The sequence below is a fragment of the Flavobacterium denitrificans DSM 15936 genome, assembly GCF_000425445.1.
In the GTDB taxonomy this organism is placed as follows: domain Bacteria; phylum Bacteroidota; class Bacteroidia; order Flavobacteriales; family Flavobacteriaceae; genus Flavobacterium; species Flavobacterium denitrificans.
Genome location: NZ_AUDL01000008.1, coordinates 1 through 15,847 on the forward strand (window position 1 = coordinate 1; position 15,847 = coordinate 15,847).

General features: G+C 32.0%; 17 protein-coding genes. 12 read left to right on the forward strand and 5 right to left on the reverse strand.

Annotated elements, in window-relative coordinates; all coding sequences use genetic code 11:
- The 12 genes from H600_RS23095 to H600_RS0103590 form a co-directional block, all read left to right on the forward strand.
- On the forward strand, positions 1-254 hold a 254-nt coding region (locus H600_RS23095), incomplete at its 5' end, for a hypothetical protein (protein WP_209320113.1).
- 373 nt (positions 255-627) lie between these two features.
- On the forward strand, positions 628-2,574 hold the full coding sequence (thrS, locus tag H600_RS0103540; protein WP_026727503.1) for a threonine--tRNA ligase: 1,947 nt from the start codon (positions 628-630) through the stop codon (positions 2,572-2,574).
- 22 nt (positions 2,575-2,596) lie between these two features.
- Positions 2,597-3,148 carry a translation initiation factor IF-3 gene (gene infC, locus H600_RS0103545; RefSeq protein WP_084157344.1) on the forward strand — a complete coding sequence of 184 codons (552 nt, stop codon included), beginning with the start codon at positions 2,597-2,599 and terminating at the stop codon, positions 3,146-3,148.
- Positions 3,149-3,252: 104 nt separating this feature from the next.
- On the forward strand, positions 3,253-3,450 hold the full coding sequence (gene rpmI, locus H600_RS0103550; protein ID WP_026727505.1) for a 50S ribosomal protein L35: 198 nt from the start codon (positions 3,253-3,255) through the stop codon (positions 3,448-3,450).
- A gap of 181 nt (positions 3,451-3,631) precedes the next feature.
- Positions 3,632-3,976: a 50S ribosomal protein L20 gene (rplT, locus tag H600_RS0103555; RefSeq protein WP_008464948.1), complete on the forward strand. Its 345-nt coding sequence runs from the start codon at positions 3,632-3,634 to the stop codon at positions 3,974-3,976.
- A gap of 150 nt (positions 3,977-4,126) precedes the next feature.
- Entirely contained in the window at positions 4,127-4,699 is a 573-nt protein-coding gene (locus H600_RS0103560; RefSeq protein ID WP_026727506.1) for a Crp/Fnr family transcriptional regulator, read from the forward strand.
- 79 nt (positions 4,700-4,778) lie between these two features.
- Entirely contained in the window at positions 4,779-5,213 is a 435-nt protein-coding gene (locus tag H600_RS0103565) for a carboxymuconolactone decarboxylase family protein (RefSeq protein WP_026727507.1), read from the forward strand.
- 421 nt (positions 5,214-5,634) lie between these two features.
- Positions 5,635-7,104, forward strand: coding sequence for a tetratricopeptide repeat-containing sensor histidine kinase (locus tag H600_RS0103570; protein WP_245176534.1), 1,470 nt, complete (start codon positions 5,635-5,637; stop codon positions 7,102-7,104).
- A complete protein-coding gene (locus H600_RS21800) occupies positions 7,101-8,897 on the forward strand; it encodes a tetratricopeptide repeat-containing sensor histidine kinase (RefSeq protein WP_051234357.1) in 1,797 nt (598 codons plus the stop codon). Before H600_RS0103570 ends, H600_RS21800 begins: the two co-directional genes overlap by 4 nt.
- Before the next feature lie 11 nt (positions 8,898-8,908).
- Positions 8,909-9,577, forward strand: coding sequence for a DNA-binding transcriptional response regulator (locus H600_RS0103580; RefSeq protein WP_026727509.1), 669 nt, complete (start codon positions 8,909-8,911; stop codon positions 9,575-9,577).
- Positions 9,578-9,723: 146 nt separating this feature from the next.
- Positions 9,724-9,891 carry a hypothetical protein gene (locus H600_RS0103585; RefSeq protein WP_157509872.1) on the forward strand — a complete coding sequence of 56 codons (168 nt, stop codon included), beginning with the start codon at positions 9,724-9,726 and terminating at the stop codon, positions 9,889-9,891.
- Between the two features lie 52 nt (positions 9,892-9,943).
- The gene (locus H600_RS0103590; RefSeq protein ID WP_026727511.1) at positions 9,944-10,747 is read left to right on the forward strand and encodes an endonuclease/exonuclease/phosphatase family protein; all 804 of its coding nucleotides are present in this window, start codon (positions 9,944-9,946) and stop codon (positions 10,745-10,747) included.
- A gap of 1 nt (position 10,748) precedes the next feature.
- Here the strand turns inward: H600_RS0103590 and H600_RS0103595 are convergent, their stop codons facing one another.
- The 5 genes from H600_RS0103595 to H600_RS22470 all read right to left on the reverse strand — a co-directional run bounded on the left by H600_RS0103595 (position 10,749) and on the right by H600_RS22470 (position 15,810).
- Complete coding sequence (locus H600_RS0103595) at positions 10,749-12,008, reverse strand: hypothetical protein (protein WP_026727512.1); 1,260 nt, start codon at positions 12,006-12,008, stop codon at positions 10,749-10,751.
- Positions 12,009-12,344: 336 nt separating this feature from the next.
- Positions 12,345-13,010: a response regulator transcription factor gene (locus H600_RS0103605; protein ID WP_026727513.1), complete on the reverse strand. Its 666-nt coding sequence runs from the start codon at positions 13,008-13,010 to the stop codon at positions 12,345-12,347.
- Between the two features lie 115 nt (positions 13,011-13,125).
- Positions 13,126-13,917 (reverse strand): sensor histidine kinase, encoded by a 792-nt coding sequence (locus tag H600_RS0103610; RefSeq protein WP_026727514.1) that lies wholly within the window; start codon positions 13,915-13,917, stop codon positions 13,126-13,128.
- A 105-nt stretch (positions 13,918-14,022) separates the two neighbouring features.
- Positions 14,023-14,775: a hypothetical protein gene (locus H600_RS0103615; protein ID WP_026727515.1), complete on the reverse strand. Its 753-nt coding sequence runs from the start codon at positions 14,773-14,775 to the stop codon at positions 14,023-14,025.
- 657 nt (positions 14,776-15,432) lie between these two features.
- Positions 15,433-15,810 (reverse strand): hypothetical protein, encoded by a 378-nt coding sequence (locus H600_RS22470; RefSeq protein WP_051234359.1) that lies wholly within the window; start codon positions 15,808-15,810, stop codon positions 15,433-15,435.
- Positions 15,811-15,847 lie beyond the last annotated feature (37 nt).

Here is a 15,847-nt window from a genome sequence, read left to right on the forward strand (position 1 = left end):
GGTGCGGTTTTCATAGTTTTGCCTTTTTTCCTTTATGCTTTTTATTGAATTTTCAGCCTTCAGCGTTCTTTCCTGCCAAGAAATCAAGCTTTGGAATCTGCTTTTCGGCTGTTTTCAGTCTCGCAGAGGCGCAAAGGCGCAAAGTTTTTTCCTCTACAAGACTCTCTTCTGCCCTTTTTATTCCCCGGGAGCCTGGTTTCTCTTCTCTGATTTCGTTATTTCCTGATATTTTCTTCTGGAAACAGGTGCCATAGCCCCGATAGTCCCGAGGCATCGGGAGGAAATCCTTTTGTGCCGGTCCCGATAGCTATCGGGAGGCACAAAAGATTGAAGCGTATAGCGGGATCAAGCTCCTTATTAAAATTCTAAACTTAAAAGGGTTTCGACTTCGCTCTGCCTGACATATTATCTTTTACTCTTATATATTATAGTATACCTTCCCTGCTTATATATATGTATAAAAAAAAAACAAACCTGGCAGGTTTTGAAATCTGTCGGGTTGTTGAAATGAAATCACTACTTATATATAGTATGTTTAGGTTCATACATAATAAAGCAATCTTATACATATATATATTGTATGTATTTTTGTAATCATGTATATTTGCATTCACAAAATTATAAACAATGATCAAGATTACTTTACCCGATGGGTCAATTAGAGAGTTCGCTCAAGGCGTAACTCCAATGGAGGTCGCTAAAAACATTAGCGAAGGTTTTGCAAGAAATGTTATTTCTGCATCTTTTAATGGTACAACTATTGAAACCGAGACTCCATTAACGACCGATGGTAATCTTATATTATATACTTGGAATGATGTTGAAGGAAAAAAAGCTTTTTGGCATTCGACTTCTCACGTAATGGCTCAAGCTCTTGAGGAATTGTACCCTGGAATCAAATTAACTCTTGGACCTGCAATTGCTAATGGTTTCTATTATGATGTAGATTTTGAAGACCAAAAGATTTCTGAAGCTGATTTTAAAAAGATCGAAGATCGTATCTTAGAAATTTCAAGAGGAAAGTATGATTTCAAAATGCGTCCGGTAAGTAAAGCCGAAGCTTTAGAAATGTACAAAGACAACGTTTACAAAACAGAATTGATTTCTAACCTTGAAGACGGAACTATTACTTTTTGCGATCATGCCACTTTTACTGATTTATGTCGTGGAGGACATATTCCTAATACCGGAATCATCAAAGCTGTAAAAATCATGAGTGTTGCTGGCGCTTACTGGAGAGGTGACGAAAAAAACAAGCAGTTAACTCGTGTTTATGGAACTTCTTTCCCTAAACAAAAAGATTTGACTGAATACCTTGAACTTCTTGAAGAGGCGAAACGTCGTGATCACCGTAAATTAGGAAAAGAACTTGAGCTTTTTGCTTTCTCACAAAAAGTTGGTCAAGGCTTACCTTTATGGTTGCCAAAAGGCGCTGCGTTAAGAGAGCGTTTAGAGCAATTTTTGAAGAGAGCTCAAAAGAAAGCAGGTTACGAACAAGTTGTAAGCCCACATATTGGTCAAAAGGAACTTTATGTTACTTCTGGTCACTATGCTAAATATGGCGCTGATAGTTTTCAGCCAATTCATACTCCAGCAGAAGGTGAAGAGTTTTTATTGAAACCAATGAACTGCCCTCACCACTGTGAGATCTACAATGTAAGACCATGGTCATACAAAGATCTACCTAAGCGTTATGCTGAATTTGGCACTGTATATAGATATGAGCAATCTGGCGAATTACATGGCTTAACTCGTGTAAGAGGATTTACTCAGGATGATGCGCATATTTTTTGTACTCCAGAGCAATTGGATGAAGAATTCAAAAAAGTAATTGACCTCGTATTATATGTATTTGGTTCGTTAGGTTTTGAAAACTTTACAGCTCAAATTTCATTGAGAGATCAAGAGAACAGAGAAAAATACATCGGTACTGATGAAAATTGGGAAAAAGCAGAGAACGCTATTATCAACGCCGCAAAAGACAAGGGCCTTAATACTGTTGTAGAATATGGCGAAGCAGCATTCTACGGTCCGAAACTGGATTTCATGGTAAAAGATGCTTTGGGAAGACAATGGCAATTGGGAACAATTCAGGTAGACTACAACTTGCCTGAGCGTTTTGACTTGACTTACAAAGGCACTGATAATGAATTACATCGCCCTGTAATGATTCACAGAGCTCCTTTTGGATCTATGGAACGTTTTATAGCAATTTTACTTGAGCACACAGCAGGAAATTTCCCACTTTGGCTAATGCCTGAGCAGGCTATAATCTTGTCTTTGAGCGAGAAATACGAAAATTATGCTAAAAAAGTTTTAGAATTGCTAGAAAATCACGAAATTCGCGCCCTAATTGACAACCGAAACGAAACAATTGGCAAGAAAATTAGAGATGCAGAAATGCAGAAAATCCCATTTATGCTGATTGTAGGCGAAGAAGAAGAGAAAAACGGTACTATTTCTATTCGTCGCCACGGACAAGAAGGAAAAGGTAATATCACAGTTTCAATCGAAGAATTTGCTGCGATTGTAGACGAAGAAATAAAAAAGACATTAAAAGTTTTTACAGTTTAACTTAAATTAGAAAGTCATAGCAATAAGAAGCAACAGAGGTTTTCAACCTCGAGTAGAAAAAAAAGATGCACACAGAATAAACAATAATATTCGTGGTGTACAAGAAGTAAGACTAGTAGGTGAAAACATCGAACCAGGTGTTTTCAAGCTTGCTGACGCTTTACGATTGGCAGATCAATTTGAATTGGATTTGGTTGAAATTTCACCAAATGCTGAACCGCCAGTTTGTAAAATTATGGATTACAAGAAATTTGTTTATGAACAAAAGAAAAGAGACAAAGCTTTAAAAGCGAAATCTTCTCAAGTTGTTGTTAAAGAAATTCGATTTGGTCCTCAAACTGACGAGCACGATTATGAATTCAAAAGAAAGAATGCTGAGAAATTCTTGAAAGAAGGAGCCAAACTAAAAGCTTTCGTATTCTTTAAAGGCCGTTCTATCATTTATAAAGATCAAGGTCAGATTTTATTATTACGTCTTGCTCAAGATCTAGAAGAACATGGTAAAGTTGAAGCTATGCCTATTTTGGAAGGAAAAAGAATGATTATGTTCATTGCTCCGAAAAAGAAAAAGTAAAACAGTTTGCAGTCTCAGTTTTCAGTTTTCACACTGTGAACTGAAAACTGAGACTGATAACTAAAAAAATAAGTAAGTAAGAATAAATTAAAACACTAGGAAAAATGCCTAAAATGAAAACAAAATCTAGCGCTAAGAAACGTTTTAAAGTTACTGGCTCTGGAAAGATTAAAAGAAAGCATGCTTTTAAAAGTCACATCTTGACTAAAAAATCTAAAAAACGTAAATTAGCTTTGACACACTCAGCGCTAGTTCACCAAACAGATATGAAAAGCATCAAACAACAATTAAGAATTATCTAATAAGTCGAAAGTAAAAAGTTGTAAAGTCTGAAAGTCTATTAACTGACTTTTGACATTTGACTTTTAAACCTTTGACTAAAAAATTCTTTAGGTTAAAAAATTATTTATATAACCTTGGAGTATGGCTTTTAAGTTCCTTTGATTCAATTCAGGACGCCTGCTACAAAAACACATTAAAATTATGCCAAGATCGGTAAATTCAGTTGCTAAAAGAGCAAGAAGAAAAAAAATAATGAAGCAAGCCAAAGGTTTCTTTGGAAGACGTAAAAACGTTTGGACAGTTGCTAAGAATGCAGTAGAGAAAGCGATGAGCTACGCTTACCGCGATAGAAAACAAAACAAAAGAAATTTCCGTTCATTATGGATTCAACGTATCAACGCTGGAGCTAGATTAGAAGGAATGTCTTATTCTCAATTCATGGGGAAAGTTAAAGCTAACGGAATCGAATTGAACCGTAAAGTTCTTGCAGATTTAGCTATGAACCACCCAGAAGCTTTCAAAGCTATTCTTAATAAAGTAAAATAAAACGTTTTATAAACTCAATTTAAGATTACTTACTTATTATATAAAAGCCATTCGTTTATTCGAATGGCATTTTTGTTTTTAAAACTTTCAAATGCTCTCTTCTAAGAAACAAAATTTAAAAAGTAACTTTGTATAAAACAACACAATCTCATGTACAAAGCGCTTCTTGATCATATTGAAAAATTTATCACTTTAGAACCTTCTGAAATTGACAAATTAGAATCTTGCCTTGAACTCTCTACAATAAAAAAGAAAGAACATGTATTGAAGGAAGGTCAAGTTTGCAACATCATGTATTTTGTTGTCAAAGGCTGCATGAGACAATACATCATCAATCATAAAGGAACTGAACAAACATTACAATTTGGCATCGAAAATTGGTGGATTACTGATTATTTGAGCTACCATAATCACATCCCTTCTAGTTTTTATTTGCAGGCGGTAGAAAACTCAGAAGTTATTGCACTTGATAAAACTGTTTTAGAGTCGCTACTCATTGAAATTCCAAATCTTGAAAGGTATTTTAGAATCGTTACTCAAAAAAGCTTCGGGGCAATGCAAATGCGAATCAAATTCTTGTTTACCATGTCGGCCGAAGAACGATATCATCACTTTAATGACAACTTTCCAGAATTTGTTCAGCGTGTTCCACAATACATGCTTGCCTCCTATTTGGATTTTTCTGCAGAATTTATGAGTAAAATCAGAGCAGGAAAAGTCTAAATTGAATTTCTTGAAGTAGTTCAAGTTTTTAAAAACATACATTACTGACCTTTGTAATGAACTTTTAAAACATATAAAAATGAAATCAAGAATCGTTATCCCACAAGTTGCCCCAGAAGCTTATAATGCCATGTTAGGATTAGAAAAATACATTGCTTCTACATCTTTAACTCCAGTACATAAAGAACTAATTAAAATTCGTGCTTCACAAATAAATGGATGTGCGTATTGTATCAAAATGCACACTGCAGATGCTAGAAAATATGGTGTTACCGAAGAACGAATTTATTTATTAAGCGCATGGCGTGAAGCTGACTTTTACTCTGACGAAGAAAAAGCAATATTAGCATTAACTGAAGAAATCACTTTAATAAGCAATCACGTTTCTGAAGAAGTTTATCAAAATGCAGCCCAATTATTTGATGAAAAATACCTTGCTGAAATCATTTTGGCAATCATCACAATTAATGCTTGGAACAGAATAGGAATTGCAACTGGAATGAGAGCAGAATAATTTTAGAAAGATAAATTTTACAACAAATTTCACGTCTACAGACCCTCCTATGCGAGGGTCTGCTTGTATATACCTGTAAATGAGATTCCGAAATTTATTTTTTTTCATCAAAAACAAAATACCGTATTTATACGTGGTTGTAAGAAATATATTTTTATATTTTTGGCGCATGGTTTCAAAAAAAACACAATTTCCTCTCTATATAATTCTCATTTTCACAGTCTTTTTTGCCTGTCAAAAGAAAAAATATTTTGCAGAGGAAATTACAAATAACAAGGTCAAAATAAAAAAAATAATAAATGCAGCTGATTCATTCTATAAGAATAAACAGTTAGATAGTGCATTTTATTTTTACAATAAAGCGAGAACAAAATGCGATCCTAATGAAGATGCCAAGACCTACGTTTATTGCATGTATTATATGGCCGAAATTCAACAAGATCATGAAGATTTTATTGGAAGCACTAAGACCGCAACAGAAACAATTCCTTATTTAAATAAAATTAAAGATCCAAATGACGTTTGGAATATCTATAGTGTTTTGGGAAGAAACTATTATTACATTTACGATTATCCAAATGCCATTTCCTATTACTCAAAAGCATTTATTTTAAAAGTTGACAGAATCAACATACTTGAAGCAAAAAATAATATAGCAACAATTTATATAAAACAGCACAAGTACAATGACGCTCTTCAGATTTTTCTTTCAATAAGCAAAGAGAAATTTCTTCAGCAAAAACCAACCTACTATTCAAAAATACTCAATTATATTGGTTATTGTTATTTCAAACTCCAGAATCCTAAAGCCTTGAGTTTTTTTGAAAAGAGTATTCAAATAAAGTCACAAGCAAAAGACGAAGATGGTTTGGGCAAAACCTATTATAATCTTACGGAATACTATAAGAACAATAAGGCTCTATCAATGAAATATGCCAAATTAAGCTACGCGAATTACACGCTATCCGGCAATATTGATGATCGCTTACTTGCCTTAAAATTCATTATCGAAAATACTGGTTCGGCTAAAGAGCAAAAAGAAAAGGCTCTTCTATATATAAAAATGATTGATAGCATTTATGAAATTAGGCAAAAAGCTAAAAATCAATTTGCAAAAATGAAATATGATTCCAGAACAGAAAAAGAGGAAAACTTAAAACTAAAAGCTCAAAAAATCAAAAACGAACTTCAATTAGAAAAACAGGAACGTAGAAACATTATCTCTTATATTATTATCATATTAACATTGTGCTTAATTACTATAATTTATTTTTATTTAACCGCTCGAATGAATCGTCAAAAAATAGAAGCGACATATAAGAGCGAAACTCGAATTTCAAAAAAACTTCATGACGAATTAGCAAATGATGTATACCATACTCTAGCATTTGTTGAAAACAGAAATCTTTCTAGCGAAGAAAATAAAAATCATTTACTAACGAAACTTAATGATATTTATTCTCGAACAAGGAATATTTCGAAGGAAAACAATCCAATTTTAAGCAATCAAAATTATACTAGTCAGCTTAAAGAGATGATTTCAAAATTCAATACATCTAACGTAAATCTGTTGCTTAATGGTTTAGACACAATTCCATGGGATAAAATCGATAAAATTAAAAAAATATCAGTTTACAGAGCCATACAGGAATTACTTGTAAACATGAAAAAACACAGTGAGGCCAGTTTAGTTGGAATAACTTTTAAAGAAAAAGACAATACTCTTATAATCATTTATACGGACAATGGAAAAGGAGTTGATTCTTCCAAAATGATTTTAAAAAACGGTCTGCACAACATGGAGAATACGATTCACAAAATACATGGTGAAATTGATATTAACTCTGATTTAGGAAAAGGTTTTAAAGTTCTAATTAAACTTCCATTATGACAAAGAAGAACTTATTCCATTTTTTTAAAAAAAACTATATTTTTCTCTGTTTGCCAATCTTTATTACAGTTTTGGCATTTAGTTTTTTTACCCAATTTTCTGAAGCAAAAGAGCGACAAATACAACATGTCAAAAAAGATCGTTCAGCCGAAATAAAACAAATGCAGAAAAAAGCTTATGCTTTTTGGGATTCTGACAAGAATGATAGTGCACTTTTTTATTTCAATAAAACACAATTATTGTGTGAGCCCAAAGCAGATTATGCAGATTATTATTGTGGATCACTAAACAACATGGTAGAAATCCTGCAACGATATGGAAATTACTATGAAGCTGAAGCTACTCTTATAAAAGCATTTCCTTACTTAGAAAAAACAACCAATACAAAATATGCGGTGAACGCCTATACATTCATGGCCTATAACTACTTATATACGTATGATTATGAAAAGGCATTATATTATCATAAAAAAGCACTAAAAAAAGCAGTTTCTACATTTAGGAAATCAAGAATATTATCTGAAATTGCTTTTGTATATATGCATCAGGAAAGATATCAAGAGGCAATAAATTTATTAGAGCCAATAGCTAGAGTTAGATATAAGATTGCGGACAAAATAACTCCCTCAAATACAACCCCTCTGCGTGCAGCTATATTATATAATTTAGGCCTTTCCTATTTATATCACGGAAATCATAAAGAAGAAGCATTTAAATGTTTTGATGAAAGCCTGAAATTAACACTTACATTAAATGATGATTACGAACTCATTGGCAACTATCATGCTTTTTATAAATACTATAAAAAGTACAACAATCCAGAACTGAAGAAAATTAATGCCGAAAAAGCTTACTATTGCGCAAAAAGAGCAAAAGCTGCGTCATATGAAATTAATATGTTGGCCCAACTTATTGAAGCTGATAATGCCGAAAACTCTAGAAAACACTGGAAAGTTTACATCAAAAAAGTCGACAGTCTCATTGTCAGCAGAAAAAAAGCAAAAAATCAATTTGCTGATGCTATATACAATTCCAAGAAAGACAGGGAAGAAAACTTAGAGCTGAAAACTCAAAAAGCGGAAAAAGAGTTACAAATAGAAAGGCAAAAAAACCGAAATATCATTTTATATATTTCTATAGTATTTGCTCTCTCGGCATTCCTGTTTTTATTCTTTCATCTTTCCAAAAAAGGCAAAAAAGAAAAAAAAGACGCAATTTATATTAGTGAGGCCAGAATTTCTAGAAAATTAGATGCTGAACTTGCCAACGATTTGTATCACACTATAGCTTTGGTACAAAAGGAAGATTTGGAATTAAGCCAGAATAAGAATCAATTATTAAATAATCTCGAAGAAATATATTCAAAAGCAAGAAATATTTCTAAAGAAAATAGCTTAATAACCACTGATGAAAATTATATTTCCGAACTAAAAGAAATGATTTCAGGATACAAAACCCAAAAAGTGAATATTTTATTGCAAGGTTTTGACACTGTTCGATGGAATCAAATCGAAAAAAACAAAAAAATAATTCTTTACCGGGTGATGCAAGAATTATTTCTAAATATGAAAAAACATAGCGAAGCAAGCTTGGTAAGTGTTACATTGAAAATATCTAACAATATTTTAACTGCTTCATATGTGGACAATGGGATTGGAACAAAAAATAATCCCTTAATTTTAAAAAATGGTCTCCAAAATGTGGAAAACCGTATAAAAACTATAAAAGGAACTATTACTTTTGATAAAAATTCTGACAAAGGTTTTAAATTAAGTTTCACTTTTCCCATTTAAAGAAAAACTATATGTTCAAAAAAGTTTTAGTTGCCGAAGATTTAGACAGCATAAGCATAGCTGTAATTCAAGTACTTGAAGACTTAAAAGTTCCTATAATCGATCATGTAAAATATTGTGATGATGGTTTGTTAAAAGTAAAAAAAGCGATTTCTGATAATGCTCCATATGATTTACTAATCAGTGATTTATCTTTCAAATCAGATTATCGAAAAAACCAGCTTAACAGCGGCGAGGATCTTATTGGCGCAATTAATAATGTGCAGCCAAAATTGAAAAAAATCGTTTTTTCAATAGAAGACAAATCATTTCGAATCAAAACCCTTTTTAATGATTTAGGTATTCATGCATATGTTTCTAAAGGCAGAAACAGCATTGAAGAATTAAGAAAAGCTATCGAGAAAGTTTATAGAAACGAAGAAAAAATACTTTCATCTGATTTGTCTTTTAGTTTTAGTGACAAATCCTTGATTGAAATCGAATCGTATGACATTTCGATTTTATCGCTCTTAGCAAAAGGCTACATTTTAGAGCATATTTCGAATGAATTTAAAGCTATGTCTATTACTCCAAACGGAACAAGTAGCATCGAAAAGCGAATCAATAAATTAAAAATATATTTCAAAGCTAACAATAATGTTCATTTAATTGCTATTGCTAAAGATTTCGGATTGGTATAAAATTAACATTTGCTTTACGGATTTCCGTAATGAAATGCTCTTTTATACTTCTAAATTTGTGTACTAATCCTATTAACTGACCAATGAAACCCAAATACCGCATTAATTTTTTAGCAAAAATTAATACAACTAAAAATAAGATTATTATGAAAACAATGATCCTTTGCATCTTTTTATCAATAAGTTTTGCTTTTGTTTCAGAAAAAACTGGAGGTTTTGAAATTGAATGGAAATTGGTTTTTATTCCGGCATTGTTAGTTTTACAAATTATCATTATTTCGAATGCTCTTAAAAACAGATATAAAAAAAATTAAAAATATAACAGTCAAATTTTTGAATGCTTATATTTGAATTTTTAAACATCAAATGAAAATTACTTTAAGCATTGTTCTTTCTTTTTTTACTCTTTTTTCCTTTTCTCAAACCAAAATTCTATCCTGGAATTTAGAGAATTACGGGAAATCAAAATCAGAATCCGAAATTAATTTTATTGCCTCAATAATTGTCAACTATGAAATTATTGCCATTCAGGAAGTTGTTGCTGGCTATGGAGGTGCGCAAGCTGTTGCAAAACTTACTGCAGCTCTAAATGAAAAGGGAGCAAAATGGGACTATACCGTTAGTGACCCAACAAGCAGCAGCAGTTATAAAGCAGAACGTTATGCTTTTATCTGGAAAACAAATAAGGCGAAGTTGAAGGGCAAACCTTGGCTTGAAAAAAAATACAATATAGAAATTGATCGTGAACCCTATTTTGCCACATTTGAAATTGGCAAAAAAACAATTACAATAAGTAATTTTCACGCTATTACTAAAAACAGAAATCCCGAAACTGAAATTAAATATTTCAAATTTTTACCACTTTCTTATCCAACTTTGAATTTGATTTTTGCGGGCGATTTCAATTGTCCGCAATCACATACTGTTTTTTATCCTTTAAAGAAGATGGGCTATGTTCCTATTTTGCAAAAACAGAAAACAACTTTGAAACAGAAATGCAAAAATAACGTATGCCTTGCATCAGAATTTGACAATATTTTTTACAAAAATGCCAGTCTAAAGTATATAAATTCAGGAGTAATTTCGTTTTATACTAAATTCAATTCAATATCAGAAGCCCGAAAAATATCTGATCATCTTCCTATTTGGATGGAATTTTCATTAAACTAAATTATGTTTTAAGCTTTTTCTTTCTTGCTGCCGGGAATAAAACATTATTGAGAATTAATCGGTAACCAGGAGAATTTGGATGTAAATCTAAAACCGTTGGCGGGTCTCCAACTTGATGCTGAAAATCTTCCGGATCATGACCCCCAAAAAAAGTAAACATTCCTTTTCCTTTTTCACCGTGAATATATCTGGATTCACCATTTAGCTCGCAAGTTCCCATAACCAATACATTTGATTTAACTAATGCACTGTCAAAAGAAGTAGTCTGCCCCATGAAGCCTTTAACCAATTGTGTATGATTTTGACACAACATACTCGGAATTGGGTCCCATTTTGCTGAAAACTCCATCAAAGTAAAATAGTCTTTTTCCATCGGGATTTTACGTCTTAACGTCATATCAATGTCTGAAAACTCATAAACTTCTGGCCTTCTTTCTAAAGTGAAATTTTTGAAAGCAAAAGAATTTCCAAAATCCAACTTAGACTGATAATTAGAATCACTTGGGTCGCCATCAAACATAGTTTCACAAATATCGACGCCATCAGCGGCTAGAGCAATATCAAAACTATCTGTTGCAGAGCACATTGCAAACATAAATCCACCACCGATTACAAAATCTCTGATTTTTTTTGCAACGGCACCTTTTTCTTGAGAAACTTTAGGATATCCTAATTTTGTTGCCAAAGCCTCTGCGTCCTTTTTCTGATCAATATACCAAGGTGTGTTTTTGTATGCCGCATAAAATTTACCATATTGACCGGTAAAATCCTCATGATGCAGGTGAAGCCAATCATATAACAATAGCTGATCGCTTAAAACTTCTTCATCATATATTGGAGTAAAAGGAATTTCTGCATATGTCAAAACTAGCGTCACTGCGTCATCCCAAGGTTGTTTTCCTTTTGGCGTATATACTGCAATTTTTGGTGCCTTTTCTAAAACAACCGATTCCATATTTTGAGAAGGACTAGAAATTTCATTTAAAATAGCCGCTTCTTCACTATCTGACAAAACTTCAAAGCTGACACCTCTAATTTTACATTCTTTTCTGATCTCTTCGGCATCAGGCAATAAAAACGATCCTCCTCTATAATTAAGAAGCCAGCTTGCCTTATAATCCCTACTTAAGCACCAATAGGTAATTCCGTAAGCTTTAAGGTGATTTTGCTGCGTTGTTTCATCCATTGGAAGCAAAATAAACGAAGCTTTTGCTGAAAACGAAAGCAATAGTATAAAGATGTAAACTAGACTTTTCTTCATTAAAAAAATATTTTAGTAAAGATATAAAGGAAGGATTTAAAAAACACTAAAGTTGTCGCTGTTTTATAACCGAAAGAAAAGTTAAAAATATTTTTGCTTTTTATTCTTACATACAAAATCAGGTAAAAACACGTATATCACAAAAACAATTTCTAACTACATTTGATAACCCAAATCATTGACTAATAAATCAATGAAAACCAAAATTATGAAATTTAACGAAAGTAATAACCAGCCAAAAGGATTAAATGTCATTCAAAAAATTGGAATTTGCGTACTTGTTCTTACAATAGTTTTATACTATGTTTTGTCAATTCAATTCCTGACTGCCTAAATTTACGGTGTCAAAACTGCTATTTCATTTTGAATCGCATACACAACTAATCCCGCTATATTTCTTGACTCTGTTTTAAGAAGCAAATTGTTTCTGTGCCCCTCGACAGTTCTCGGACTCAAAAAAAGATGTTCAGCAATTTCAGAAGTTGTTTTTTGCTGGCAAATAAGTTGCAATATTTCGATTTCACGAGGAGAAAGAAAACTCGTTTCAAGATTTACTTTCGAATTTTTAGATGAAACTATAGTATCTTGAATTGTTTTTAAGACGCTCTCATTATAATAAAATCCTTTTTTTGCAACTTCGTTGATAGTAAGAATTAAGTCTTTTGGAGTCGTATTTTTTATAAGATAAGCCACTGCACCAACTTGAATCATATTGGCAATAAACGATTTGGTGTCATAGCTCGTCAGTGCTATTATTTTAATATCTGGGTAAGATTTACGAATAATTTTTGTTGCTTCTACACCATTAAGGACAGGCATTTTCAAATCCATGATAATAATATCCGGTTTGATTTCGTTTTCTTCTAAGCTAGCAAGAAGTTCTTCGCCATTAGATGCTTCAAAAATAATTTCGATATTTTCTTCTCTCTGCAATAAAAAGGCAATTCCTTTTCGAAATAAAACTTCGTCATCAACTAAAGCAATTTTAATAGCAGCATTCATTTTAATTTATTGTTTTTGGTCGTTTGGTAAGCCGAATTTACAAAATATGTCTCAAACATTGACCGAAGAAATCCAATATGTCGTTTTAAATCTACAATTAACACAATAATTTAACTTAAAATGTAAAATTTGCAATGAAACCTTTATTTATTTCTGAGGAAATTTGAATAGTTCCATTTAGGAAAGAAATACGGCTGTCAATATTTTTCATCCCAAGACCTTTTTGATTTTCCGAATTTTTACTGTCGAAACCAATTCCATTATCTTCATAATTGCAGGTTGAAACTCCATTATTATTCAGGAACGAAATTTTGATTTCACTTGCTTTACCGTGTCGAAGCGAATTATTCATAAATTCCTGAAGAATCCTGAAAACATGCAAATGTCTATCAATATCATTTTCATCAAAATCAATTTCGTTATTATAAAAAACTTTTACTGATTTACTGCTTTCAAACTCTGCACATAATTCTTCAACACCAGCGCTAAGTCCGAATTTCTCAAAAACTGGAGGCAATAAATTGTGCGCAATTTTTCTGGAATTCTCTAAAGCTTTTGTTGTCAAACTAATAATATTATCTGTGATCTCCTTGGTTTCAACTTCAGTCAAATTTGGAGCAGACAACAAATGAGTATTCAAGGAAACAATATTTAACTTTGAACTGATATCATCATGAAGATCCTGAGCAATTCGTTTCCGTTCCTCTTCCTGAGTTACAATAATCGCATGTAATTGTTCTTTTTGATACTGAATTTCTAAATCTCTTTTTTCTAATTCTTTCTGAGTAATTTTTTTTCTAGAGAAATAGAAAAACAAAATCAAAACAAGCCCCATCAATAAAAAAGAAACACAACTAAATATTGCAGTTGCAACAATTTCGGATTCTGAGATTGTTTTTGTTGTCATATTATTTAAAGATTTAGTTTTTCAGCAATGAAATTTAATTTTAAATAAAACTCTCTCAAAATAATAATTCTGAGAGAGCCGTGATATTCTTTTAAAATCCAGAATTTAAAATGGAGGCGAAGGACGTGCTCCATCATAAACATCGTCAGGATTGTCCATTGTTTTGCCTGTTAAAGATGTTTTTGACTTAATAGCATTGTTTTTGTCCAATTCTACCAAAATAGTCGTCACTTTCCCAACTCCATTAAGGCCTAAAAACAAACCAATATTTTCGGTATTTTGACCTTTAAGCATTTCTGCCACAACAGCAGCTTCTAAACTGTAATGTTGAAAACGTGCTCCTTCGTAGGAAGTTACTTCGTTTAAATCCGTTACCGTTTTTAATTTATTCTGCCATGCTATAATTCCGTCATAAGCCTCTTGAGATAATATCAAATGTTCATTTAAAAGAGCAGATCCTTTGTCAGTTTTGCTGGTTTCACCATTTTGAAGCTTTGCCAACTTATCATCATATGAAGGATCTTTTAGTATTTTAGAATCAACACTTACAAGCTCTTTTCCTGTTTTATCAACTCCAATCGCTTTAAACTGCACTATATTTTCGCTGTACCCCAACACAAACTGCACATTTTCTACATTGGGAGTTTCTACTAATTTTGAAAGTTCGCTTGTTGAGAACAAATAAGCGGTAACTTGTTTTTGCGAGCTGGCGAAACCTGCATCAAGCTTAGCAGTAAGCCAATTCTCTTGTTCTGTCGCAGAAACTGCAGAACCATTATCTTGTGAATTATCTTTTTGACAGGAAAACATAATAAATGCGGCACCTGCAAACCCAAACAAAGTTGTTTTTTTTATCATTGTTTTTAAAATAATCAATTAGAATTAGTTATTGCTTTTTTATAATAGCTGATTTTCCATTCGTATAAGTAAAACAAATTATTAACTATCACAAGAAAAGCGTTTAATGTCCAAGTTATCATACTAAGATCTTTGCTGAATTTTGCAGTTAAATTTCCAATTAAAAAGAGAATCGTACTAGCAAAAAGATACAACAAAATCCCCATATTAATAAAATAAAACTCCTTCACATCATCAAGCATATTGTAAAAATGAAAGACAGAGTAAATAATCAATAAGAACGAAGTAATAAAAATTTCATATAAATTAAATTTCAAAAACATCTCAGGTTTCAAACCATATTGAATGATTAAGGTTGATAGAACCAATACAAAACCTATTTTAATTACTTTTTGCTGAAATTGATCCCTTACTAATTTTAAGTAAAAAAGGCTTAAAATTGCAAACTGCCCTATAAAATACACATGCGATAAAAACAAATTAGGTATACGTTTTAACAAACATATTTTTGCACCAATCTGCACACATATAATAACAAAGAGATAAAATGTAAATATTTTATAAGCTATATTTTTTCCAGGGAATTTTATAGCAAACAAAATGAAATTAAGTAATAATAAGATGTATCCGAAGTTTATAAGAAATGAATGCATATTATTACTGGTTCATTGGGCTATTTGGATCAGCAGTTGCTGGTGGGCTTGGCTCTGAGAAGTCATAAATACCAGCGCCATCTCCGCTACTTAATGCCTTATAGTTAGGAATTTGATCTTCATAAATTCCTGTTTCTTTATTAAAAGTTGTTCCAACGATCATCAATGTTTGCAAACCTTGATCATTAATTCCAATATAAGCTCTCGCAGCATCAATTCCTTGTGCCAAAACTTTTTCTAGATTTACTTTCGGAATTAAAAACGAGTTTACACGTTTTTTTGCAGTTTCCTCATCAGTCTGTTTTTTCCATTTTGCAACCCACTCTTGAGCTACTTCTAAACTTATGTCAGTGTCTCTTTCAGGTAATTGTTGATTTGCCATAATATAAATTTGTTTATTGGTTACAAGTTAATATCCG

Excerpts from the sequence above, each read along its gene's own strand:
- thrS (WP_026727503.1), top strand. The coding sequence starts at position 628 with ATGATCAAGATTACTTTACCCGATGGGTCAATTAGAGAGTTCGCTCAA.
- rpmI (WP_026727505.1), top strand. The coding sequence starts at position 3,253 with ATGCCTAAAATGAAAACAAAATCTAGCGCTAAGAAACGTTTTAAAGTT.
- rplT (WP_008464948.1), top strand. The coding sequence starts at position 3,632 with ATGCCAAGATCGGTAAATTCAGTTGCTAAAAGAGCAAGAAGAAAAAAA.
- H600_RS0103560 (WP_026727506.1), top strand. The coding sequence starts at position 4,127 with ATGTACAAAGCGCTTCTTGATCATATTGAAAAATTTATCACTTTAGAA.
- H600_RS0103565 (WP_026727507.1), top strand. The coding sequence starts at position 4,779 with ATGAAATCAAGAATCGTTATCCCACAAGTTGCCCCAGAAGCTTATAAT.
- H600_RS0103570 (WP_245176534.1), top strand. The coding sequence starts at position 5,635 with ATGGCCGAAATTCAACAAGATCATGAAGATTTTATTGGAAGCACTAAG.
- H600_RS21800 (WP_051234357.1), top strand. The coding sequence starts at position 7,101 with ATGACAAAGAAGAACTTATTCCATTTTTTTAAAAAAAACTATATTTTT.
- H600_RS0103580 (WP_026727509.1), top strand. The coding sequence starts at position 8,909 with ATGTTCAAAAAAGTTTTAGTTGCCGAAGATTTAGACAGCATAAGCATA.
- H600_RS0103585 (WP_157509872.1), top strand. The coding sequence starts at position 9,724 with ATGAAAACAATGATCCTTTGCATCTTTTTATCAATAAGTTTTGCTTTT.
- H600_RS0103590 (WP_026727511.1), top strand. The coding sequence starts at position 9,944 with ATGAAAATTACTTTAAGCATTGTTCTTTCTTTTTTTACTCTTTTTTCC.
- H600_RS0103595 (WP_026727512.1), bottom strand. The coding sequence starts at position 12,008 with ATGAAGAAAAGTCTAGTTTACATCTTTATACTATTGCTTTCGTTTTCA.
- H600_RS0103605 (WP_026727513.1), bottom strand. The coding sequence starts at position 13,010 with ATGAATGCTGCTATTAAAATTGCTTTAGTTGATGACGAAGTTTTATTT.
- H600_RS0103610 (WP_026727514.1), bottom strand. The coding sequence starts at position 13,917 with ATGACAACAAAAACAATCTCAGAATCCGAAATTGTTGCAACTGCAATA.
- H600_RS0103615 (WP_026727515.1), bottom strand. The coding sequence starts at position 14,775 with ATGATAAAAAAAACAACTTTGTTTGGGTTTGCAGGTGCCGCATTTATT.
- H600_RS22470 (WP_051234359.1), bottom strand. The coding sequence starts at position 15,810 with ATGGCAAATCAACAATTACCTGAAAGAGACACTGACATAAGTTTAGAA.